Annotated in this window: 22 protein-coding genes and 1 pseudogene; 11 read left to right on the forward strand and 12 right to left on the reverse strand. The window is 37.4% G+C overall.

The window, feature by feature from the left end; translation table 11 throughout:
* Positions 1 to 116: 116 nt before the first annotated feature.
* The 7 genes from speB to IPO27_01220 form a co-directional block, all read right to left on the reverse strand.
* A complete protein-coding gene (gene speB, locus IPO27_01190; GenBank protein ID MBK8845222.1) occupies positions 117 to 1,004 on the reverse strand; it encodes an agmatinase in 888 nt (295 codons plus the stop codon).
* 81 nt (positions 1,005 to 1,085) lie between these two features.
* A complete protein-coding gene (gene sucC, locus IPO27_01195; protein ID MBK8845223.1) occupies positions 1,086 to 2,297 on the reverse strand; it encodes an ADP-forming succinate--CoA ligase subunit beta in 1,212 nt (403 codons plus the stop codon).
* Positions 2,298 to 2,485: 188 nt separating this feature from the next.
* A complete protein-coding gene (pnp, locus tag IPO27_01200; GenBank protein MBK8845224.1) occupies positions 2,486 to 4,759 on the reverse strand; it encodes a polyribonucleotide nucleotidyltransferase in 2,274 nt (757 codons plus the stop codon).
* A 198-nt stretch (positions 4,760 to 4,957) separates the two neighbouring features.
* Complete coding sequence (rpsO, locus tag IPO27_01205; GenBank protein ID MBK8845225.1) at positions 4,958 to 5,227, reverse strand: 30S ribosomal protein S15; 270 nt, start codon at positions 5,225 to 5,227, stop codon at positions 4,958 to 4,960.
* 164 nt (positions 5,228 to 5,391) lie between these two features.
* Positions 5,392 to 6,111, reverse strand: coding sequence for a hypothetical protein (locus tag IPO27_01210; protein ID MBK8845226.1), 720 nt, complete (start codon positions 6,109 to 6,111; stop codon positions 5,392 to 5,394).
* 190 nt (positions 6,112 to 6,301) lie between these two features.
* On the reverse strand, positions 6,302 to 6,820 hold the full coding sequence (locus IPO27_01215) for a putative metal-dependent hydrolase (protein MBK8845227.1): 519 nt from the start codon (positions 6,818 to 6,820) through the stop codon (positions 6,302 to 6,304).
* 230 nt (positions 6,821 to 7,050) lie between these two features.
* Positions 7,051 to 8,493, reverse strand: a complete 1,443-nt coding sequence (locus IPO27_01220) for a trypsin-like peptidase domain-containing protein (GenBank protein MBK8845228.1) — start codon at positions 8,491 to 8,493, stop codon at positions 7,051 to 7,053.
* A gap of 239 nt (positions 8,494 to 8,732) precedes the next feature.
* Between IPO27_01220 and IPO27_01225 the strand changes: the two genes are divergently transcribed.
* The 11 genes from IPO27_01225 (at position 8,733) to IPO27_01275 (ending at position 21,046) form a co-directional block, all read left to right on the forward strand.
* The gene (locus IPO27_01225) at positions 8,733 to 9,527 is read left to right on the forward strand and encodes a diaminopimelate epimerase (protein ID MBK8845229.1); all 795 of its coding nucleotides are present in this window, start codon (positions 8,733 to 8,735) and stop codon (positions 9,525 to 9,527) included.
* Positions 9,524 to 9,994 carry a GNAT family N-acetyltransferase gene (locus tag IPO27_01230; GenBank protein MBK8845230.1) on the forward strand — a complete coding sequence of 157 codons (471 nt, stop codon included), beginning with the start codon at positions 9,524 to 9,526 and terminating at the stop codon, positions 9,992 to 9,994. The genes IPO27_01225 and IPO27_01230 overlap by 4 nt, the downstream gene beginning before the upstream one ends.
* A gap of 97 nt (positions 9,995 to 10,091) precedes the next feature.
* Positions 10,092 to 11,642: a pilus assembly protein TadD gene (locus tag IPO27_01235; GenBank protein MBK8845231.1), complete on the forward strand. Its 1,551-nt coding sequence runs from the start codon at positions 10,092 to 10,094 to the stop codon at positions 11,640 to 11,642.
* A gap of 13 nt (positions 11,643 to 11,655) precedes the next feature.
* Entirely contained in the window at positions 11,656 to 12,003 is a 348-nt protein-coding gene (locus tag IPO27_01240) for a hypothetical protein (GenBank protein MBK8845232.1), read from the forward strand.
* Between the two features lie 328 nt (positions 12,004 to 12,331).
* The gene (locus IPO27_01245) at positions 12,332 to 13,339 is read left to right on the forward strand and encodes a hypothetical protein (protein MBK8845233.1); all 1,008 of its coding nucleotides are present in this window, start codon (positions 12,332 to 12,334) and stop codon (positions 13,337 to 13,339) included.
* Between the two features lie 2 nt (positions 13,340 to 13,341).
* Positions 13,342 to 15,189, forward strand: a complete 1,848-nt coding sequence (locus IPO27_01250; GenBank protein ID MBK8845234.1) for a hypothetical protein — start codon at positions 13,342 to 13,344, stop codon at positions 15,187 to 15,189.
* A gap of 112 nt (positions 15,190 to 15,301) precedes the next feature.
* Positions 15,302 to 16,591, forward strand: a complete 1,290-nt coding sequence (locus IPO27_01255; protein MBK8845235.1) for a T9SS type A sorting domain-containing protein — start codon at positions 15,302 to 15,304, stop codon at positions 16,589 to 16,591.
* Positions 16,592 to 17,199: 608 nt separating this feature from the next.
* Complete coding sequence (locus IPO27_01260; GenBank protein MBK8845236.1) at positions 17,200 to 18,081, forward strand: hypothetical protein; 882 nt, start codon at positions 17,200 to 17,202, stop codon at positions 18,079 to 18,081.
* 11 nt (positions 18,082 to 18,092) lie between these two features.
* Complete coding sequence (locus IPO27_01265) at positions 18,093 to 18,248, forward strand: T9SS type A sorting domain-containing protein (protein MBK8845237.1); 156 nt, start codon at positions 18,093 to 18,095, stop codon at positions 18,246 to 18,248.
* A gap of 119 nt (positions 18,249 to 18,367) precedes the next feature.
* Entirely contained in the window at positions 18,368 to 19,756 is a 1,389-nt protein-coding gene (locus IPO27_01270; protein ID MBK8845238.1) for a T9SS type A sorting domain-containing protein, read from the forward strand.
* A gap of 189 nt (positions 19,757 to 19,945) precedes the next feature.
* A complete protein-coding gene (locus IPO27_01275; GenBank protein MBK8845239.1) occupies positions 19,946 to 21,046 on the forward strand; it encodes a hypothetical protein in 1,101 nt (366 codons plus the stop codon).
* 40 nt (positions 21,047 to 21,086) lie between these two features.
* Here the strand turns inward: IPO27_01275 and IPO27_01280 are convergent, their stop codons facing one another.
* The 5 genes and pseudogenes from IPO27_01280 to IPO27_01300 form a co-directional block, all read right to left on the reverse strand.
* Complete coding sequence (locus IPO27_01280; protein MBK8845240.1) at positions 21,087 to 21,410, reverse strand: hypothetical protein; 324 nt, start codon at positions 21,408 to 21,410, stop codon at positions 21,087 to 21,089.
* Between the two features lie 93 nt (positions 21,411 to 21,503).
* Positions 21,504 to 21,560, reverse strand: a pseudogene (locus IPO27_01285) (hypothetical protein).
* A 303-nt stretch (positions 21,561 to 21,863) separates the two neighbouring features.
* Complete coding sequence (locus tag IPO27_01290) at positions 21,864 to 23,081, reverse strand: bifunctional 3,4-dihydroxy-2-butanone-4-phosphate synthase/GTP cyclohydrolase II (GenBank protein ID MBK8845241.1); 1,218 nt, start codon at positions 23,079 to 23,081, stop codon at positions 21,864 to 21,866.
* A 159-nt stretch (positions 23,082 to 23,240) separates the two neighbouring features.
* Positions 23,241 to 24,056 carry a phosphatidate cytidylyltransferase gene (locus tag IPO27_01295; GenBank protein MBK8845242.1) on the reverse strand — a complete coding sequence of 272 codons (816 nt, stop codon included), beginning with the start codon at positions 24,054 to 24,056 and terminating at the stop codon, positions 23,241 to 23,243.
* Entirely contained in the window at positions 24,053 to 24,250 is a 198-nt protein-coding gene (locus IPO27_01300) for a hypothetical protein (protein ID MBK8845243.1), read from the reverse strand. Before IPO27_01300 ends, IPO27_01295 begins: the two co-directional genes overlap by 4 nt.
* Positions 24,251 to 24,305: the final 55 nt, after the last annotated feature.

The raw sequence follows: 24,305 nt of genomic DNA on the forward strand, positions 1-24,305 counted from the left end.
TAAGGGTTAACAAACAGAAAAACAATTTACGCCCAATTAGATTAATTGTTGTAATTGAAAAACGAAGTGGTATAAAAAAAGGCTGACTATAATAACTTGATAAAAAAATTGCCTCGCTATTTTTGCTCCAAAAAACCAATAAGGCGGTAAGCCAATTTAGCCAAGGTATATTCGCTAAGAATGGAGCCTTTCATAGGAGCACATTCTACAATATCAAACCCTACTACGTTTTTATTTTTTATAACTGATTCGAGAAAAGTTACTGTTTCGTCCCAAAACAAACCCTGAGGCTCAGCAGTTCCAACTGCAGGCATAATTGAAGGATCAAATCCATCCGCATCAATTGTAAGGTAAACATTCTCGCTGCAATCAGCCAAAGCCTTAGCAGCCCAGTTCTTATCCTTGCGTATGCGGTGTGCGTAATACGTTTTTATATTTTTTGATTTCTTAATCAAATCCGACTCTTCGATGCATTGAGCACGAATGCCAATCTGAACTAAGTTTAATCCCATGTCATGCACGCGATGCATTACACTTGCATGAGAATACTTATTGTTATGATAAGTATCGCGTAAGTCGCTGTGTGCATCTATTTGCAATACAGTGAGGTTTTTATAACGCTCGCTATATGCCTTTACAAAACCATAGGTAACCGTATGCTCAGCACCAAATGAAACAACATATTTACCGGCATCAAGGTGCTTGGTAGTTTCATTAGCTATTAATTCTACTGCTGCTGCATTTACTTTATTTTTAAAATTAATAGCTGGCACGGTGGCAATACCACACTTGGAATATGATTCGCAATCGAGTACTTCATCATACAACTCTACATACTGCGAAGCTTTTACGATAGCAGCCGGCCCTTTGGCACTACCCGCCAAGTAGGATGATGTATGCTCATACGGCACTTGCTGTATTACATATTTGCTGGTAGCATAATCGTAATATTTCTTTTCAGCAATACCTAGAAAGTTGTCCTTAGCTGTTAGCGATTTAGGCATGATTAAAAATTATTTTAATGTCAATAAAAGTGATTTTATACTCACCTTAGAAATTACAGATTTTTTACAAGGTAAAAAAAACTATTGCATAACCTTAGTAACTAAATCAGCAGCTTCTTTCAACTGAATAGCAGAATAAACTTTGAGGCCACTCTCATCTATTATTCGCTTTGCTTCTTCGGCATTAGTGCCTTGAAGTCTCACAATGATTGGAACTTTAATTTCACCGATGTTCTTGTATGCGTCAACAATACCTTGCGCTACACGGTCGCATCGTACAATACCACCAAAAATATTTACCAGTATTGCTTTTACATTTTCATCGCTTAGTATGATGCGAAATGCTTTTTCTACTCGGGCAGCATTGGCAGTGCACCCTACATCCAAAAAGTTTGCTGGCTCGCCACCGGCAAGTTTTATAATATCCATGGTTGCCATCGCTAATCCGGCACCATTAACCATACAACCTACATTGCCATCCAATTTTACATAGTTGAGTTCGTTTTCGCTTGCAAGTACCTCGGTTGGATCCTCTTCGCTTTTATCACGCATCTCTGCATACTGAGGGTGTCGAAACAATGCATTATCATCGAGGGTAACTTTTGAATCAACAGCAATTATTTTATCATCGGTTGTTTTAAACAGAGGATTAATTTCGAACATGGCTGCATCAATTTGCGAATAACAATTGTATAGGGCAGTCACAAACTTCACCATTTCCTTGAAAGCACTTCCGCTTAAGCCCAGATTAAAAGCCACTTTGCGTGCTTGATACGATTGTATGCCCAAAGCCGGGTCAATTTCTTCTTTGAAAATTTTTTCTGGTGTATGCTCAGCAACATCTTCTATATTCATTCCACCTTCAGTGCTGTACATGATAATATTTTTTCCTGTACTACGATTTAGCAATACGCTCATGTAAAATTCTTTATGCTCTGTTGGGCCGGGATAATATACATCTTGTGCAATCAACACTTTGTTTACTACCTTACCAGTTGGCCCGGTTTGAATAGTTTCGAGCACATTGCCTAAAATATTTTTCGATATCGTTTGTACATCATCTAGCGATTTGGCCAATGCTACTCCGCGTTGTTCGGTTCCTTTAATCTTGCCCTTACCTCTGCCTCCGGCATGTATTTGCGACTTCACCACCCACCAACCTGTGCCAGTTTGTGCTTGTAAATCTTTTGCGGCTTGCACTGCACCATCAACAGTGTCGGCTACTATCCCTTCTTGTATGGCAACGCCAAAACTTTTTAGAATTTGTTTACCTTGATATTCGTGTAGATTCATAACGTGTTTTGTAGATTTTATTAAAGCGCGCAAAAATAACAGAAATTAAATAGCACCATGTATTTTGTTATTGATGATGGTGGTAAATTCAAAAGCAAATACAGAATAAGAATTGCTATAAAAAGAAAGGCCGGAAAAAATTTTCCGACCATATTTATTTTATTTAGAAACAATTAAAAATCGAGTGCTTAATTATTCTCGGGTGCTGATCTGCGTTGCGAACGGTCGCCTCGGTCGTTATCTCTGCGGTCACCTCGTTCGCCATCTCTACGGTTGTCTCTGCGCGGACCACGAGGCCCTTCAGGGCGGGGTCCTCGGGCTGGTGCTTCTACATAGCCATCAGGCTTGGGCAACAACGCCTTTGCCGACAAACGAAACTTACCAGTTTTTTCATCCACTTCAATTAGTTTCACTTTTACTTTATCACCTTCTTTCAGTACACCATCCATGCTATTTAGTCTGTCATAACTGATTTCGCTAATATGTAAGAGTCCATCCTTGCCAGGCATAAACTCTACAAATGCTCCAAACGTTTGTATGTTTCGCACAACCCCTTGGTATGTTCCACCAACTTCTGGAATAGCAACTATAGCCTTTACCCTTTCTATTGCCGCATCCATTGCCACTTTATCAGTTGCAAGTATCTGAACGTAGCCTCTTTCGTTTTTCTCTTCAATGGTAATGGTGGTACCTGTAGTGCGCTGTATTTCCTGTATAATTTTGCCTCCGGGTCCTATTACTGCTCCAATAAATTCTTTGTCAATAATAATTTCTTCAATACGTGGTGCATGTGGCTTATAATCTGCATTAGCTACGCTAATGGTTTTTTCCATTTCTCCAATAATATGCAAACGCCCTTTACGAGCTTGTTCTAATGCTTGTTCCAATACCTGGTATGGTAAACCATTTACTTTAAGATCCATTTGACAACCACATATTCCTTTGGTTGTGCCTGTTACTTTAAAATCCATATCACCCAGATGATCTTCATCGCCTAATATATCGCTTAATACAGCAAACTTGCCTTTACCATCGCTAATCAATCCCATTGCAATGCCTGCACAGGTTGACTTAATTTTAATTCCGGCATCCATTAATGCCATTGAACCAGCGCATACCGTAGCCATAGATGATGAACCATTGGATTCTAGTATATCACTAACAATACGCATGGTATAGGGATTTTCGGTTGAAGGCGGCAATACTTTCTTTAAAGAACGCATGGCAAGGTTACCATGTCCAACTTCGCGTCTGCCTGTTCCACGCATTGGGCGGGCTTCACCTGTACTAAATGGTGGAAAGTTATAATGCAATAAGAATCTATTTTCACCCTTAAACATTGCACCGTCAATCATTTGCTCATCCATTTTTCCTCCAAGTGTAACCGTGGTAAGCGACTGTGTTTCGCCACGTGTGAATAAACCGCTTCCATGTGCTGAAGGAATGTAATTAACCTCGCTCCATATTGGTCGAATTTGTTGCAATTCGCGGCCATCAAGGCGCTTGCTCTCGTTCAATATTGCATCTCTTACGGCATGATACTGTACTTCATAGAAATATTTTTTTACCAACGACTCGTTCAACGCTAATTCTTCCGCAGTAAAAGTTGCTTTGTATTCTTCTAAAACAGCTTTAAACATTTCAGTGCGCTTGTGCTTATCGGCCATGCCCATTAGCGCAATTTCGTATAGCTTTTGGTAGGTGCCTTGCTTCACCTTTTCTTTCAATTCATCATCATTAACCTCATGGTTGTATTCCCTTTTAGTAACACCACCAATTTTTTCAACCAATTCAACTTGCGCCTGACACATTTTTTTTATGGCATCATGGCCAAGCTTTATTGCTTCAATCATTTCAGTCTCGCTTACTTCCTGCATTTCACCTTCTACCATCACAATATTCTCGGCACTACCTGCCACCATAATATCTATATCTGCTACTTCAATTTGTTGTGGGGATGGGTTAATTACAAAATTTCCGTCAACACGCGCTACGCGTACTTCCCCTATTGGCCCACCAAAAGGAATATCGGAAATAGATAGGGCTGCTGATGCTGCCAACCCGGCAAGCGAATCAGGCATCACATTTTTATCTAAAGAAATTGTCGTTAACAATACTTGTACATCGGCATGATAATCTTCGGGGAAAAGCGGACGTAACGCACGATCAACTAATCGGGATATCAATATTTCATATTCGCTCAATCGGGCTTCTCGTTTAAAAAAGCCACCCGGAAAACGGCCTGAACCGGCATATTTTTCCTGGTAATCAACACTTAAAGGTAAAAAGTCAATCCCTTCACGGGCTTCCTGATTACTAACTACGGTGGCTAAGATCATGCAATCGCCACATCTTAAAACTACCGAACCATCGGCTTGCTTTGCTAATTTTCCGGTTTCAATGGAAATTTCTACACCATCGCCTATACTAAAGCTTTGGGTAACTGGAGATTTTAAATTCATTTGTTTTTTTCTCATCACCGCCTCCCTACCGCTGATAATTATTATATGTTATGTTATTGAAATGATGTTGCTTCGGGAGAAAGCAACACGGGCATATGAATGTCCCTCTATTTTGAATTGCTGGTTAAACAAAAAGGCAATTCTCTTTCGAGAACTGCCTTCATTATGCTTATATTATAGTCAAGATTGTATAAGTAATTACTTCCTTATACCTAATTTGCTGATTATTGCACGATAGCGAGAAATCTCTGTATTATGCAAATAATTTAACAAACTTCTACGCTTACCAACCAATTTAATCAATGAACGCTGTGTACCAAAATCTTTAGGTTGTTTTTGTAAGTGACTGGTAAGGTGGGTAATGCGTTGAGTAAACAAGGCAATTTGCGATTCGGCACTTCCTGTGTTAGAATCACTGCCACCATAGGTTTTGAAAATTTCTTTTTTTGCTTCTGCCGTTAATATCATCGGTCTATTTTTTTGAGGGTGCAAATATAGTATTATTTATTTCGCAAATGCCAGTTTTTTAAACTAAAAAATTAAAAATAATCGGGTTAAAGTTTGTTGGAGCCACAAAGGCCTTAAAATATGCGAAAGAATAGACATATTAGTTTTGGAAATGGCTATTGCAATTAATTAAAACACTCCACTTCATTGTTGAAGGTACAAATGCGGCTACCGTTGCGGTTAACCAACTCCGAATGTTGGCTCTTTGAATCATAATAGAAAAGCGGTGTAGATTCGTCTTTGGTTACAAAAACACATTTATATTCAGGTATCTGCATCGAGTTTCCTGCTGATGAGGCTCCATCACAATAGTCTTGCATTTGAACAGTCATCAACCACAAGCCTTCGCGTGTCCTGTACTTTACAATTAAATCGCGTGAGCAGGGTTTGCCATTATCTGCTGCAAAAACAATTAGGTTATCATCAACCATGGATTCGGATATAGCGGTGGAGTTCATAGCATGAATAATGCAGTTACTATCCTTTTCTGAAAAATTCTGAACTGTGTTTGCAATCTCAACCATATGGGCTCTGGCATCGGCCATTGCTATTAGGGCATAGGTGCGCTGGCTGTAATCTGCTTTGTCGTCTTTGCTTTCTTTACTTTGTTTTTTGGTGACAGGAGAATAGGCATTAGCATTTGTCACATTGGTAGCAATTATGTTTTGATCTTGCCTTATTTCGGTTTGCACTGCTTTCAATTGCATGGCCGCCCTATCTATGCGCTCGTATCCACATCCCCAATTGACAGAGAAGAAAGTAACGAGACTTAGTATGAATGCAAATCGTGTCATGTGGTTGAAATTCGACATCAAATGAAAGATTTTTTCGTTCTGAGTATTCATGTTTAACTTTTTTTAACAATAATTTGACAAACGAAAATGGAAAAAGTTACTCCATCCCAGCTTTTTTACCAAAAAATGACGGACAAAAATATTTTTTTGATTTATAGCTAAACAAGCAGGCGCTATTGTTTAAAAATAATCTATAATCTAGTAAAACCCTATTGAACAAAAATAATTGTGCGAGCAATAATTAATTGCGAGCAATAATTTCGAGGTGACCTAAATGATGCTTACCGTGCCATGCATATAATTGAAGCAAATAATAAAGGGATAAATCAGCATTTTTCTCGGGATGAAAAACTTTGCGTTGAAAATCTGACTCTTGCATATTCGAGATTACAAGAACAAGTCTTTTGTGCACCCCATCAATAATGTTTAATGAGGGAATTAAGTCCGTATTCATTCCATCAGGAAGTGTTGCCCACAACTCTTCTCTATAAGGTTTTACGGTTGGATAATCTTCTGTAATTCCTAATTTAAACCGGATAAGTGCATTGGCATGACTATCAGCTATATGATTTACTAATTGAACAGCATTCCAACCATTAGGACGATACGGGATGGCATATTTTTCTTTCGCAATGTGCGAAAGGGATTTTTGCATTTGCCCTGGTAATTTTTCAATATCGGAAATGCAATGAGCAACTGTATCTGCTGAAAAAAAATCTTGAAATTGAAATTTACCAATTGGGTATTGCAAGTTTTCCATAAGCGAGGAATGTGTTTTTTAGAATTTTATCAAATTAAAAAAGCCGGCTCCGAGCGGAGACCGGCTCTACGAAAAGTATTACAACCCTAAACCATTTTATCAATTCTATTTGAAGTATTGATAGTCTTTTTTAAAAGCGATACAAACATACAACATAATTTAATCTACGATTATGAATATTTGAATTATTTTTAAAAAAAGAACTACAACTATTAGTACTCGCGATTCCTTTAATCATCTAAACCAACCCCATACCAAGCACGCAAACCATTTGGATAAATCCCTTCAATAAGAACGCCACCTTTTTTCTCTTTCAAAATTGCCTGAACATCTGATGTTCCACTAATTGGTTGGCGATCTATTCCAGTAATTATGAAGCCTTCCTTTAATCCTGAGCTTCGCAATTTTCCTGCAGAGAGTGCGCTTATCTTTACACCACTTGACACTCCTAGTCTTTTTAGCTCTCCTTGTTCTACCGGACTAAATTTAGCTCCTAGTAATTCAAAGGTCTCATTCTTAACAACAGTTGTTGTACCCATTTTGTTTTTCAAAGTAACAATTGATTCTTTTAAATCACCATTTCGTAAGTAAGAAACTTTAACTCGATCACCCGGACGATGGCTGCCAACTGTTTCGAGCAATGCAGCTGTAGAATTTATTTCGCGACCATCAATTTTCAAAACTACATCACCAGGCTTAAGACCGGCTTCGGCAGCGCCTCCATCTTCACTTGTGCCTTGTATATAAACGCCCTTAACTTCGTCAAGGTTTTTCTCTTTGGCTAAATCTGCATCTAGTTCCTTACTAACAATACCTAAAAAGGCACGTTGTACATTGCCAAACTCCATAAAATCGTTGACTACCTTACGCACAATATTTACAGGCACAGCAAATGAATAACCTGAATAACTCCCTGTGTTGCTTGCAATGGCAGTATTAATTCCAATCAATTCGCCCCGTGTATTCACAAGTGCACCTCCACTATTTCCGGGGTTTACTGCAGCATCGGTTTGAATAAATGATTCAATGGGTGCCGTACCTCCTTGTATTATATTAATGTTACGAGCCTTGGCACTTACAATGCCTGCTGTTACGGTTGAGTTCAATTCCATAGGGTTTCCAACTGCCAATACCCATTGTCCAATTTTTACATCATCGCTATTTCCATATGGAATATATGGTAAGCCTTTGCTTTCAATTTTTACCAATGCCAAATCGGTTGAAGGGTCGGTGCCAATTACTTTGGCCTCAAACTTCTCGTTATTGTTTAATGTTATTTCAATTTTCTCTCCATTAGCAACTACGTGGTTATTAGTTACAATATAGCCATCATCGCTAATGATAACTCCGCTGCCGGTTGCGGCCATCTCGCGCTGCATACCACGGTTTGGGTTGCCAAAAAACAAGTCCTCAAATGGGTTAAAGTAATTTACATTTTGGTTCTCTCCGTAAATCGTTTTTACATGCACCACTCCAGGCACTGTATGTTCTGCTGCTACAGTAAAATCCATTTCGCCCGCTGCCGGCATATTATTGACATACTGCACTGGTGTGCTTTGTGCTCTGGCAATAGAATTTTTTGAATCGGTATGTTGACTGAACTTTACCGCAGACAAGCCGCCAACAAAAGCTGCGCCTATGGCGATTAAAAATAATTTGATGTTGCTTTTCATATGAATTTAAATTTTTGGTTTATTAGACAATGTTTAAGAATTAGGATAAAATTTTTCTGCAAATTTTATACACGCTTATGAATCATTTATGAAATGTGTAGTTAGATTTTTGTTAATCATTCTTACACCATCATTATAACAAATTCAATAGGCATTATGTTCTTTGACGAAGAAAGGAATAAAGTATTTTTGCAAACAAATAAATTAACTGTGGTTTAACCTTAGCGCGCAAAATGCAAATCAGATTTGAAAAATACCAGGGCACCGGCAACGATTTCGTTTTGCTGGATGGCCGTAATGTGGATGTAGAAATTCTTGATATTAAAACGGTAAAAAACCTTTGCGATCGTAAGTTTGGCATTGGTGCCGATGGCTTAATGCTGATTGCAACCAGCACGTTGGCTGATTTTAAAATGATTTATTATAACTCGGATGGAAAAGAAGGAAGCATGTGCGGTAATGGTGCAAGGTGTGCGGTAGCATTTTCTTACAAAGCAGGCATTATAAGCAAAATGCATACACGTTTTGAAACCTGTGATGGTATCCACTATGCCAATATTATGGAGGATGAAAATTCTGATTCGCTGGTTATCGAAATCTCGATGAATGATGTTAATAATGCCGAAAGAGCCGGAGACCAATTTGTAATAAATACCGGATCACCTCATTACATTGAATTCTGCAGCGGCATAGCTACTATGGATGTAACCAAGCAAGGGAGGGCTATTCGCAATCAGGAAAAATTTATTAAGGATGGGATTAATGTGAATTTTGTGGAAGAAAATGACGGCCATATCGCTATGCGCACTTATGAGCGGGGTGTAGAAAACGAAACTTTAAGTTGCGGCACAGGTGTTACAGCAGCGGCCTTAGCCTTTGCAATAAAACACAACCTATCCGGCAAACATTTTCAAGAAGTAAGAACATTAGGCGGACCCTTGCAAGTAAATTTCTATACTGATGGTAAACTATTTTCTGAAATAACTCTAACCGGACCGGCTGCGTTTATTTTTAAAGGTGAAATTACAATATGAACGAATCAGTAATTGCTTTAGATTTTCCAACTAAAGATGAATCGGTTTATATGTTTGAGCTTGAGTGTGCGTGGGCTAATAATTTAGGATTTAAAAAAAATGTTTCGTTAAGCGACATCACTATTTTTATTGAGAACAATAAAATAATAAACGAGGCAACAAGGCAAATCCGATTAACAATAAAAAACACTTATTCCGGATTTGCTTTTGGCTATATTGATTTGTATGAAATGGACCGGGAAAATAAACTTGGCTACGTTGGCATTATAGTATATCCTGAAGAAAACCGTAGACAGGGTATTGCTACCTCAGCACTGCGCCATTTGGAACAATTTGCCATTCATCATTTTGGCTTAAATACATTAGCTTGTCGCATAGAGCAAGGAAATGAAGGCAGTAAAATACTGTTTGAAAAATGCGGCTACCTAATCGACTGCAGGTGCAAGAAGAGGGAACCATTACAATGAATAAAAAAATAAGTTGAAACGAGGGGGCATTTTTATATTGCTCATAAGCAGTGTTTGCTTGCTGGTTTATTGCACTTCGCAACATAGCAATAAATCAGTGGCTTTGTCAAGTTATGCATCGCTAACCGACACAGTGAAATATGTGGGTATGCAGGCATGCAAACAATGCCATGAATCTATTTATAATACCTATATCGAAACCGGTATGGGCCAGTCGTTTGATATTGCATCGGTGCATAAATCAAAAGCTTCGTTCACAAATTCAACCATTTACGACAAGCATAAAAATTTCTACTATCATTCTTATTGGCAAGGCGACAGTTTAAAATTTATGGAATATCGCATGGATGGTAAAGACACCATACATAAGCGCGTGGAAACTATACACTATATTGTTGGGTCGGGGCAACACACCAATTCGCATATGACAAATACGAATGGCTACTTTAATCAGGCACCAATGACCTATTATACTCAAAAAGGAATTTGGGATTTGCCACCTGGATTTGAAGATGGAAATAACTCGCGATTTTCAAGAGAGATTGGTCTTGAATGTATGAGCTGTCATAACTCATTTCCTGACTTTGTGCCTGGCAGCCAAAACAAGTATACCAATGTTCCGAACGGAATTACCTGTGAACGATGCCATGGGCCCGGAGCAATGCATGTGCGTGAAAAAATTGCCGGAAATATTGTTGATATAAATTCTCAAATTGATTATACGATAGTAAATCCGGCCAAGCTACCGATAGACAAACAATTTGATGTTTGTCAGCGTTGTCATATACAAGGCAATGCTGTACTTAACGAAGGAAAAAGTTTTTTTGATTTTAAACCCGGCATGAGCCTTAGCGAAGTAATGAATGTATTTATGCCGGTTTATTCCAACTCAAATAAGCACATTATGGCATCGCATGCCGAACGTCTTAAACAGAGCAAATGCTATTTGGTATCGATGCAAAAATCTGAATCAAGTGCGACAAAAAACAACTTGAAGCCTTATAAAGATGCGTTAACGTGTGTTACATGTCATGACCCGCATGTGAGTGTACGCAAAACAGAAAAAGATTTTTTCAATAAAAAATGTATTGCCTGCCATAGTGGAAAAGAAACCGTATGCACCGCTGACAAAATTGAATTATCGAAAAAAAATAACAACTGTGTTTCATGCCACATGCAAACATCGGGTGCAACCGATATTCCACATGTGAGTGTGCATGATCACCGCATATCCGTTCCGTTAAACGAACAAGATAAAAATGAGATAAAAAAATTTGTAACCATTGCATGTATTAATAATCCGCATGTTGACAAGCGCACCACAGGCAAAGCCTTTATAGCCTATTATGAAAAATTTGCATTAGGAAAAGAGATGCTTGATAGTGCTAAAAAATATTTACCCGGTGCAACCCATGCTGATATAAAAACCAACTTTCATGAGTTGGTGCATCTGGCTTACCTGCAAGATGATTATAATGAGCTACAAAGGTTATTAAACGCGTATAAAGAAAACCTTACCATACTTAGGCTAAAATCAGCGGATAACCACCATGCTTACACAGCATATCGCATTGCTCAAATGTTGGAAACAGCCAATCCGCAACAAGCATTTTGGCTTTTACAAGCGTGCGGCAGAGCTTGCCCCTGAGCATCTTGATTTTTTGAATAAATATGGCAACATACTATTTGCCTTAAACAAACCCAAAGAAGCACTTGCTGTATTTAAGAATATGGTAACATTGAACCCCAAGCATGTGCAGGGACTAAGCAATTTGGGGTATTTAACAATGATGATAAACTCAGATGCAACTACATCTCTCAATTATATTAACCAAGCAATAGCCCTCGACCCTGATTATGAGCAGGCGCATATAAATAAAGCTGCGGTATATGCATCGCAATCGCGCTGGTACGAGGCTACCGAAGCATTGGAATTTTTTATAAAACATCATCCGAATGCAAAGAAAAGCAAAACAACGCTAAGGAAAATAGAACAAGCAGTTAAATAAGGAACATGCTCTATTAATGGATATATCTTGCTTTTTTTGCTTGCACATTTAAATTTCTTTTCGTTTTATTTGTATTGCCAAATAATTTCAACAAGTTCTTTCTTTAAATCTCTAGATGTATTTACTTATAATATTAACAAATTAAACTATACTGAAATGAAAAAACAGATTTCAAAACCCGATTGTGTATCGGTTACTGTATGCGAAGTTGAAAGTAGCTGCAGTAGCGCCTTTGGCGTGGTAGTTGTAGAGAGAGAGAGAGAGAGCATCTAAGTTTATTTCCCTATTAATCAGTCCTTTATTAATTTTATTTTTTATTAGTAGTGTAATGGGACAAAATATTATTTGGGAAGCGGAATACAACAGTGCATTATCCAACAATGCATACAGTGTAATACATAGCAAATTGGGTGGCTATTTAGTAGGTGGCAGCATAGCTACCACAACAGATGGTTTAGATATTTTAATACTACGTGTTGATTCAATAGGCGACACGCTTTGGACAAAACAATTGGGAGGTATATCAGATGATGAAGCATTTTGTGTTATTGAAGATGCAAATAATGACATACTTGTATCAGGCTATACCAAAAGCTATGGCAATGGATTATCCGATTTTTTTATCACCAAACTAAATGCAACCGGTGTAGTACAATGGACACAAACAAGTGGCGGTGTACTTAAAGATGGGAGCTATTCTATCATTGCCACCTTAGATGGTGGCTATCTTACAGCAGGCTATACCAATAGCTCAGGAGCAGGATTAAAAGATTTTTACCTCCTTAAGCTAAGTGCAACGGGTACATTTCAATGGGCAAAAACCTATGGAGGCTCGGGCAATGATGTGGCATGCGATGTAGTACAAAATCAGGATAGCAGTATTATTATTGTTGGCAATACAACTAGTTTTGGCTCGTCCGATTTGAATCCGTATATCATTAAAACAAATAAAAACGGTGATACATTATGGACAAAAGTAATTTATGAAACAGGTATTGATATAATTAATTCTGTGTCATTAGTTGGCAAAACAGGCATATTGCTTGCTGGTAACAAATCCATTACAAATAGGCTTAATGCCCAGTTAATAAAACTTACAGCTACGGGGCATGTTATATGGCAACAAGAGTATGATATAACAGGCGATGATGAGATTAAAGATTGCTACCAAAATGAAAACGGTGCCGTATATCTGGTTGGTAGTAATAGCACACCCGAAGGCACATCACCACTTTGTATAATGACTAATGACTATGGAGATTTGCTGACGAATAAAGTTTTTCAGAGTACCAAGGAGTGTTTAATGGGGTGTATGTTGATGCGGATAATAACATAGCAATGGCAGGTACTAAAGTTAACACTATTGCAAATTTGGCTTGGTTGGTAGTAGCGTATAATTGCCCATATTATCCAAAAAATTTATGGAATATGGATTGTTGGGCATTTAACTCATCCAATTCAGGAGCCAATAAAAATGCATGCTTATTTTTAGATGGTAATGGAGCCAATCCAGCAGCAGCCGTAAAAACAGAAAATTTTATAGAGTATTGCAGAGCCATGCGAATACGCACAGTTGTTTTGGGCCATTTAGAAGATATTATCAGAGAGGATAATCAATGGAATAATAATGGCACGATGACCGACTTTTCAAATTATACTGCCTACAACAAATGTACAGCGTGTACTTTAAATTTTAATATTGCTGGAGCAGACTTGCGCGTGCAACTTGCCAATTTGGTAAACGAATTGCACAAAACAGGGGTAACATACGTATTGGCGCAGTGGCTTGATCAAACACCCGAAGTGTATAAGCCATGCGACAACCTTTGCAGCATTACTTATACTGCTGATGAAGATGCGGCTACTACAACAAATAACGATGAAATATTTACTGCATTTATTGATTGGAATAATTTGCAAACGGGAGGTTATAAATTTGATGGCATCATGCTCGATTATGAATGGTTTGCACCATATTATGGTGCCGGTGCACCTAGGGACCCAAATAAAGATGCTGCAAAAGGAGCTGACTTATGGAAAACACTCGCATCAAGATGTACACTTGCACGAGCAAATAATGATGTTGAATTAGCTGCCATCTATCATACTAATATGCTATTTACTGATGAGCATAGCATAACCAACAATTATTTTAACCGCAACACTGATACAATTACAGACTCTACTGATTCAAGAATACATATTGACACCATAGATGCCTATCGCTTCAATTATATCAGCCTCAACTTTAGCAATAATGATGATATGTGTGAAAACAATCAATTAGTAAACAACCGCCCCGATTGTTTTATGCTTGGTGAAATAGCTAATGGTGTAGAAACAGACCAGCAGCGCGACCGCAGGCGATTGCAATACTTGGGGCATGATATTAATAATATTCGTACACGCATAGTGCCCTATTTGCGAACTGTAAATGTTCCTTTGGACTTGGGCAATAATTCTCAATACGATTGTTTGAATGGAAATAATGCGATTAAAGCCTCCCTTGGCAACTTATTAATTGAAATATGTAATTATAATGGTACGTGTCAAACAGGCGGTGATGCTACTGATTTTGGCTCTACTTATGTTTCTTTACCAACAGTAGCTAATGAGTTTTTAACGCAATTCTATAACTTAGCGGGAATTGATTATAATAGCCAACTACAATGGCCTGAAAATGATTACTATTTACAATACAACAACGTCCGTATCAATGGATTCGACTTTTTTGCCTATCGTACCGAAGGTAATACAGACCAACGTGTATTGCGGCACGATGCATTGTTAGATGCAAATCATAATCTTTTGACCAATGGCAGATTGTTTGATAGATCACCGATATTATGGTGTACCGAAGACCCCCAAAAAATAATGGCTCCATCTGTAACACAGTATGATATTAATGCCATTAATGGAAGAGATAAAAATGAACAAGCCATTTTGCAATTAAATTCCATGCAAGAAAATAACAACATTGATATTAGTAATATTAGCGGGGAACAAATATCAATTTCGCAAATTGAAATTTACAATCACCTTGGCCAAAATGTAACTAATCAGTTTCAATTAAAACAACTGGATAATTCTTTGTTACGAATTGTTTGTGATAATTACATGACTGGTCATTTTGTAGTTCGAATTGCAAATTCAAATAGGAATGTACCTTTTACAGTTATCAAATAGTTTTTTTAATAGAAATGAAAAAATTTAGAATTGTTATGCCATCAAGACTATTAGTCTTGTTGGCAGTAGTTTTTTTGATAGTCGTTGTAAAGCACAGAGCCTTTTTTCTAAAATGTATGACTCAGTAGGCAAGTATTTTGTATATTCAATATCAGAGTTAAATGATAGTAGTCTCGTATTTTATGCTAGAGAATACAATCAAATTTCTGCCAATTTTTTTCACATCAATTCAGTTGGTGATTCAATTATAAAATTCAATGCATCACCACCTATTTGGACTGTATGGAACCACATCACATTCAACGACTCTTTAATCTTAGCAGCTGTACAATCGCAAAATGGCGTTCATGGCATACAAAGTGCAGTTATCAATCCCAAAACATGGCAAATAAGTGATACCGTGCCTTATGCTTTACTTGGTTTTGCCTATCCGGTTTGTGTGTATCGTGCACGCAATGGCGATGTGCTTATAGGCAGTACAGGTCCCAGTGCAGGTTTATACGGCCTCATACGTACCGATAGTTTGTTTAATGTAAAGTGGACACAATATTGTCAGGGTGGGGCATTTAAAATATTGGAAGACAGTCTTGGCAATATACTTGCCTCTGGTAGTGCTCCTTCGCAAACACTGCAACCATTTATACTCAACTACTTCGACTCGGCAGGCAATTTAATTTGGAATCAATGGTATGGAAATAATATTTCCTTTTCCGGAAATATAGGCGCAGGTTATATTTTTTTGCTGCCTGATAGTAATTTTATTTTATTTGGCGAGTCCAATACTTCGGCAGAATATGACTTTATAAAAATTGATAGAGCAACGGGTGATACTATACATACGAACCAACTAAAAACTTGTTGTCCTGCTGCGGCACTGAAAGTTTCCCCAAATAAATATTTTTTGTGCGATTACGATAGCTTTAGATTTTATGATGCATCAGGCAATTTGATTTATAAACAGCTTATTCCTATTCCAAATAAGCGGTTTTTACCCTCATCATCAGTACTTACAAAAGATGGAGGTATTGCAATAGCTGGGGTTACAGTACCGGGAAGTAATATTAATGTACGTCTCCCCACGGTTATCAAAATAGACACCCTTGGCAATAGTGTACCCCTTAGCGCAGAGGATATGGCAATATTTAAGGAGGCCACTCTAACTATTTATCCCAATCCGGTAGGTGATATATTAAATGTGCAAATACCAAACGATATGCAAGGTAAAGATGTAACGGTGCGTGTATATGATGCTTTGGGGAGTTTGAAGTTAGAAGTTAAAAGTTTGAAGATAAATACGGATGCTACTCAAATTGATTGCAGCAGTTTATCAAATGGTATTTACATTATCAGCATTCAAAGTGATGATAAAAGGTATTGGCAGAAGTTTGTGGTGGGGCATTAATGTTGTGAAAAAAAAACTAATAATAAAAAACAATGAAAAAAAAAGAAGTAGTTGGAGAGATTCAATTTTCAGTTGTTGGTGATAACACCAACCACTGGCAAAATGAAAAAAAAAGAAGTAGTTGGAGAGATTCAATTTTCAGTTGTTGATGATAACACCAACCACTGGCAAAAATTCAAATAGGAATGTACCTTTTACAGTTATCAAATAGTTTTTTTAATAGAAATGAAAAAATTTAAATTGTTATGCCATCAAGACTATTAGTCTTGTTGCACAATTGATTTTTGATAGTCGTTGTAAAGCACAGAGCCTTTTTTCTAAAATGTATGACTCAGTAGGCAAGTATTTTGCATATTCAATATCAGAGTTAAATGATAGTAGTCTCGTATTTTATGCTAGATGAATACAATCAAATTTCTGCCAAATTATTTTTCACATACTTAATTCAGTTGGTAGATTCAATTATAAAATTCAATGCATCACCACCTATTTGGACTGTTATGGAACCACATCACATTCAACGACTCTTTAATCTTAGCAGCTGTACAATCGCAAAATGGCGTTCATGGCATACAAAGCAGTTATCAATCCCAAAACATGGCAAATAAGTGATAACAACTTATGCTTTACTTGGTTTTGCCTATCCGGTTTGTGTGTATCGCACACGCAATGGCGATGTGCTTATAGGCAGTGCAGGCCCCAGTGCAGGTATGTATGGCCTCATACGCACCGATAGTTTGTTTAATGTAAAGTGGACACAATTTTGTTCTGGTGGTGCATTTAAAATATTGGAAGATAGTCTCGGCAATATACTAACCTCTGGCAATGCTCCTTCGCAAACACTGCAACCGTTTATACTCAACTACTTCGACTCGGCAGGCAATTTAATTTGGAATCAATGGTATGGAAATAATATTTCCTTTTCCGGAAATATAGGTTCGGGTAATATTTTCTTATTACCAGATAGTAACTTTATACTTATGGGTGAATATGGAGGTTGGAGTCCTGAATACAATTTTATTAAAATTGACCGTATCTTGGGAGACACTATAAGTACAAAAACATTATATAATAGTAGGCCCTTCCCAGCCATTCGAGTGAGTTCCGACAAGTTATTTGTATGTAGCAAATACTTTTTTGAATTTTATAATTTAAATGGCGATTTACTTTACAGCCAGCCACTTCCAATGCCATTTCCACATTTTACTGCATCTTCAGCAGTATTAACTAGAGATGGAGGTATTGCAATTGCAGGCACCACCGTACCTGATCTTAATAACATAAACAAACGCCTGCCCACCGTTATCAAAATAGACACCCTTGGCAATAGTGTGCCACTAAGCGCACAGGATATGGCAATATTTAAGGAGATGACCCTAAAGGTATATCCTAATCCGGTGAGCGATATATTAAATTTGCAAGTGCCAATAGATATGCAGGGCACAGATGTAACGGTAACAGTATATGATGCATTGGGGAGTTTGAAATAAAAGTTAAAAGTTTGAAGATAAATACGGATGCTACTCAAATTGATTGTAGTAGTTTATCAAATGGCTTGTACATTATCAGTATTCAAAGTGATGAGCAAAGGTATTGGCAAAAGTTTGTGGTGAGGAAAAAATGTTGTGAAAAAAAAACTAATAATAAAAAACAATGAAAAAAAAAGAAGTAGTTGGAGAGATTCAATTTTCAGTTGTTGGTGATAACACCAACCACTGGCAAAAATTCAAATAAGAATATACCTTTTACAGTTATCAAATAGTTTTTTTAATAGAAATGAAAAAATTTAGAATTGTTAAGCCATCAAGACTATTAGTCTTGTTGGCAGTAGTTTTTTTTGAAAGTCGTTGCAATGCGCAAAATCTTTTTACAAAAATGTATGATAGCTCAGGAGAGTATTCCACTTTTTCCATATCAGAACAGAGAGATAGTAGTTTAGTTTTTTACGGTATTAATTGGGTGCCCTCAAAAACAGTATTTTTCCATTTAGATTCTTTAGGAGATTCTATCAGTAAATTTGTAGCATCACCACCTATATATGCTGTATGGAATCACATCACATTCAACGACTCCTTAATCTTAGCAGCTGTACAATCACAAAACGGAGTGCATGGCATACAAAGCGCAGTTATCAATCCCAAAACATGGCAAATAAGTGATACCGTGCCTTATGCTTTACTTGGTTTTGCCTATCCGGTTTGTGTGTATCGTGCACGCAATGGCGATGTGCTTATAGGCAGTACAGGTCCCAGTGCAGGTTTATACGGCCTCATACGTACCGATAGTTTGTTTAATATAAAATGGACACAGTTTTGTCAGGGTGGGGCATACAAAATATTGGAAGATAGTCTCGGCAACATACTAACCTCTGGCAATGCTCCTTCGCAAACACTGCAACCGTTTATACTCAACTACTTCGACTCGGCAGGCAATTTAATTTGGAATCAATGGTATGGAAATAATATTTCATTTTCTGGAAATATAGGAGCAGGTTATATCTTCTTATTACCTGATAGTAACTTTGCGCTTATAGGTGAAGGGGGTGGCTATCCAGAATATAATTATGTTAAAATTGATAGGGCTACTGGCGACACACTTAAAACAAAAACTACATCTTATTTCAACCCCCGTCCTGTTATTCGCATTAGTCCTGATATATTGTTTGGATGTAGTTATGATGACTTTTTGTTTTATGATAATAATGGAGATTTGCTTTATAGTAAGCCTATCCCTATTCCAAATAAGCGGTTTTTACCCTCATCATCAGTTCTTACACAAGATGGCGGTATTGCAATAGCCGGAGTTACGGTTCCTGGAAGCAATAATAATGTACGCCTACCCACGGTAATCAAAATAGACACACTTGGCAATAGTGTACCCCTTAGTGCTGAGGATATGGCAATATTTAAGGAGAAGACCCTAACGGTATATCCAAATCCGGTAAGCGATATATTAAATTTGCAAGTGCCAATAGATATGCAGGGCACAGATGTAACGGTAACAGTATATGATGCATTGGGGAGTTTGAAGTTAGAAGTTAAAAGTTTGAAGATAAATACGGATGCTACTCAAATTGATTGTAGTAGTTTATCAAATGGCATTTACATTATCAGCATACAAAGTGAGGAGCGTAGGTATTGGCAAAAGTTTGTGGTGGGGCATTAGGTTTTTTGAGATTGGGCTTTTTGATTCTTTTTTCAGAAAGTTCAATTATTTATTCTTAAAAAAGTACTCAATTTCATTTTAATAAAATAAAGCCAACCACTCGTTTCCTTAATATTTATTAAATTTAAGGTTTCAACACATTTTTTTTCTAATTTAGCAAATGAAAAATAAGAAGAGGAAAATAGCAGGATGAAAAGATTAATTCTTTTAGCTTTATTGTTACTAAATATTGTGTTTGCTTATGCCAAGGAAGAAACTATTCCTGTATTAATTAGAGCATCAAGCAATGCAAGTAAAGACATTGACGATGGCGACTTTGTTAAACTTTTTAATGAAGTGGTATATAACGAAATAATAAACAACCGCATTGTACTTTGGGATTCGCATAGCAAAGACATATACTTGATGGGTAGCACACTTCAAGATATAGAGCGAAATTCTAAAACCAGCTTTAAAGATCAAAAGTTTGTTTACATTTTCGAAAACTGGAAACGCTCGACCCGCGAAATTCAGGCAACCACCATTGGATTTATGTTTACCAATAAAACCGCAGCGGGCGAAGATGTTTCGTATGGCTATATCGAATACAAGGACATAAGCAGTGTTTTGCAAAAAATAAAATTAGGGGTTGCTGCAGATGGAAACCATAACCAAACGCTTGCGCTTTTGCTAAATACCAAAAAATTCAATTTTGACATTTTGCAATTTGCCGGTCAGCCAGTAAAATCTAGTATAGATAGTGAGAAGATTAAACAAGAATATATAGGCAACCTTGGTTTTAATACAACGCTATTTGCCAGCAGCGAACCACAAAAAATGGTATCCTATTTTATTGAACGTAGTGTAAAACTAGACGATGAACTTGCACAAAACGGAGATTTATTTTTAGATGCGCTTGAAATATATTTACTCAATCATCTGGACAAAATTGCTGAACTTGGCAATATTGATATTGCCAATCTTTCGGCACCTGATATTAAAGTAAACCGCTGCGAAGTGCGCGAAATATGGCGCAAAGGCGCTGGCAGTAAAATAATCTTTGCTCCAATGGAGCTCATTATTCACATAAATGAAACTCCACTTAATCCGATTAATGAGCAGCGCATAGCCTCTTACAAAATCGAATTTCAAGGAACAGATTTGTTTACATTTTTGAAGGGAAAGAAATTCAATTACATTGTTTCGTCCATTAATGGACAAAAAATTTCGCGCTCTCAGGCATTCTTTTATCAGCGCGCTTTGTTCGAAGCTAATTGGAGTAACTTAACTGGATTTGTAAAAGATCTTTAAACTTTTTGCCTCTCAGTAGCATTGCCCAATAACTTGCGGCTTATTGTTTTCCCGAACTATCCATTGCCTTATCAATATTTTTTTCAGGACATCGTCCTTCGTTATAAACATCGGTCGCAATAATGCTTCCATCTTCTTTATGCAGTTTCCAGGTGCCTTGTCGCTTGCCGTTTTTATAAGGGCCTTCTAAATAGACAAAACCGGTTAGATGGTACAACTTAAAGTATCCTTCGTACAACCCATTTTTATAAGTTGATTCTTCTTTGGGTTTGCCATTTTCAAAATACGTGCGGAAAGAGCCATTAAGTTTTTGGTTTGCATAATTCTTTTTTTCTGAAATTTTTCCATTTCGGTAATAAACCACACATTCACCATCTAACTTTCCGGCTTTATAATTTTCGATAGATGCTAAGGAATCAAATTCTTGATAAAATAACCATGTACTATCTTTAAGCTGATTAATGTAGTTGCCTCTCGATTTAATTTTGCCATTTTCATAATAATGAACGGCTTCGGCTTTTTTCCGGTGTTATCAAATTTTAATTCAGCCTCCTTTTTTCCGGTCGCATAGTTATAAGTAAAAGTGCCATAAGGCGTATCGTCAGCAAATTGCCCTTTATAAAACACGGTATCGTTTTTATGAAACTTATACCAACTTCCCTGCTTCCATCCCTTAGCATCTTTGCGGTTAATGGTGTCGCCATGATAAATGTTTACAATTTTTTTATCGCTAGTCTTTTGCGACAAAGCAACCATGGTTGTCATGATTAGTGCTGCTAAAATAATTAAAGGTCTTTGCATTCGTTTTAAAAAAGGATTACGACTTCTCGTCAAGTTGAATGTTATGCCCCATTTTATCTCTCTTTGTTTGAAGGTATAAATGATTATGAACATTTGATTGAATGTATATGGGAACATTATCTACAATCTCCAGACCATAACCAATAAGCCCTGCTCGTTTAGTTGGGTTATTTGTCATTAACTTCATTTTACTTACACCCAAATCGCGCAGTATTTGCGCTCCCACACCATAATCTCTTTCATCCATTTTAAATCCAAGTTCAAGGTTGGCCTCTACCGTATCGCGACCTAACTCCTGCAGTTTATAAGCTTTTAATTTGTTCAGAAGACCAATGCCGCGCCCTTCCTGATTCATATACACAATAACGCCTTTGCCTGCAGCATCTATCATTTCCATGGCCTTGTGCAATTGCGGTCCACAATCGCACCGGCACGAGCCAAAAACATCTCCTGTAATGCATGAGGAATGTACACGGACTAAAACCGGCTCGTCTTTTTTCCATTCTCCTTTTACCAAAGCCAAATGTTCCTGATCATTATTGGTTTGCTTATAAGCGTGCAAATCAAATTCACCAAACTGAGTCGGTAACTTAACTACCACTTCTTTCTCAATCAAAGATTCATGGGCAAGCCTATATTTGATAAGGTCTTTTATCGTGATTATTTTAAGATCAAATTTTTTGGCAATAATCATCAGGTCGGGTGTACGTGCCATGGTGCCATCTTCATTCATAATTTCTACCAGCACGCCCGAGGGCTCAAAACCTGCCAACTGAGCAAGGTCGGTTGCCGCTTCGGTATGTCCGCTTCTTCTTAGTACGCCACCATTCATTGCTTTAAGCGGAAAAATATGTCCGGGGCGGCCAAGTTCTTCCGGCTTTATACTCGGATTTATTAATGCCTGTATGGTTTTGCTACGGTCGCTTGCCGAAATACCAGTTGTGCAGCCATGCCCGAGCAAATCAACAGAAACTGTAAACGCTGTTGTATTTGTGGAGGTATTATTATCAACCATCATGTCAAGCTTTAGTTGTTGGCAGCGCTCTTCGGTAAGCGAAACACAAATTAAACCACGGCCATGTGTTGCCATAAAATTTATTAACTCCGGAGTTGCACTGCGCGAAGCAGACACAAAATCTCCTTCATTTTCGCGATCCTCATCATCAAGCACTATGATTACCTTGCCTTTTCTTATATCCTCAAGCGCTTCTTCTATGCTGTTAAAATTATACATGCTGTTTTATTTACCGCAAAGATAGTGAATGATAAACGTGGAAAAAATTACATTCAATATATAGGCTTAGGAAGAATGGTTTATATTTAGTTGTTGCTAGATAAAAGCGTAAACAAGGGCAACTTTTTTACATTCGGCAAAAGCTAAATTAATAAATATCTAAGGCAATAATGGTTTTAAAAGCTCAAGATAAAAGTACACAAAAGGAGCTGACCCTATTAATGCATCAAAGCGATCGAGTATTCCGCCATGACCAGGCATAATATTTCCCGAATCTTTTACCTCCACACTGCGCTTTAGCATGCTTTCTATTAAATCGCCCAAGGTGCCAAACACAACTATGATAATGGATATAATTACAAAATCGACCTTGGAGATAAAATCAAAACGGGTGCTCAAGTACCAAGCAACGGCAATAGTCAATATCAACCCTCCTATTAATCCTTCCCATGATTTTTTTGGTGATATACGCTCAAACAGTTTACTTCTACCAAAACTTCGCCCTGCAAGATATTGGCCTGTATCGCTTGTCCATTGCAATATAAAATAACATAGCACAAAATGGAAATTATAATCTCCTCCTCTCATACTCATGTTTACAAATACAACAAAGGGCAAGACCACGTACATTAAGCCTCCCATAGCAGCCGTAGCAGAACTAAAAGGTTGTTGCCTTGCAGCAAATAACTCGTATAACAAAATAACAAAACAACAAACTACAAAAACCGGAAGTAAATAATTGGGTTGTTGATGACTAGCATAAATGGAAGATGAATAAACAATTGCCCCGATAATGCTTAATAATGTGGAGTTAAATGGCACATGCCTTTGCATCAGGTTGCTATATTCCTTTAAACCTGTAAGTGCTATTAGCAAAAACAGACAAATGAAAGCATATGCATGCAGCCAAGCTGCGCCTAACATAACTATTACAAATGCCGCCCCGGTAAAGGTGCGTTGCCAAAAATTACTCATTGATTTTCAACTACTAATTTAGCAAGATGCTCCTGCCCAGCAACAACATAGATCTCGTACTCACTATATAGCGAATCGTACGAAGAGTCTTTTTTTTCAATCAAATTGCAATCAATATTATTGCTCTCAAGCTTGCTCAATATAACTTTTGCTTGCAGCAAATCTGACAGCACCATCAATCGTATCCATTCCATACTTTAAATTTATAGTGCTGCAATAGTATAAAATTGAACCGGATAAATTATTGCC

This window comes from Bacteroidota bacterium (assembly GCA_016714535.1).
Classification (GTDB): Bacteria; Bacteroidota; Bacteroidia; order AKYH767-A; family OLB10; genus JADKFV01.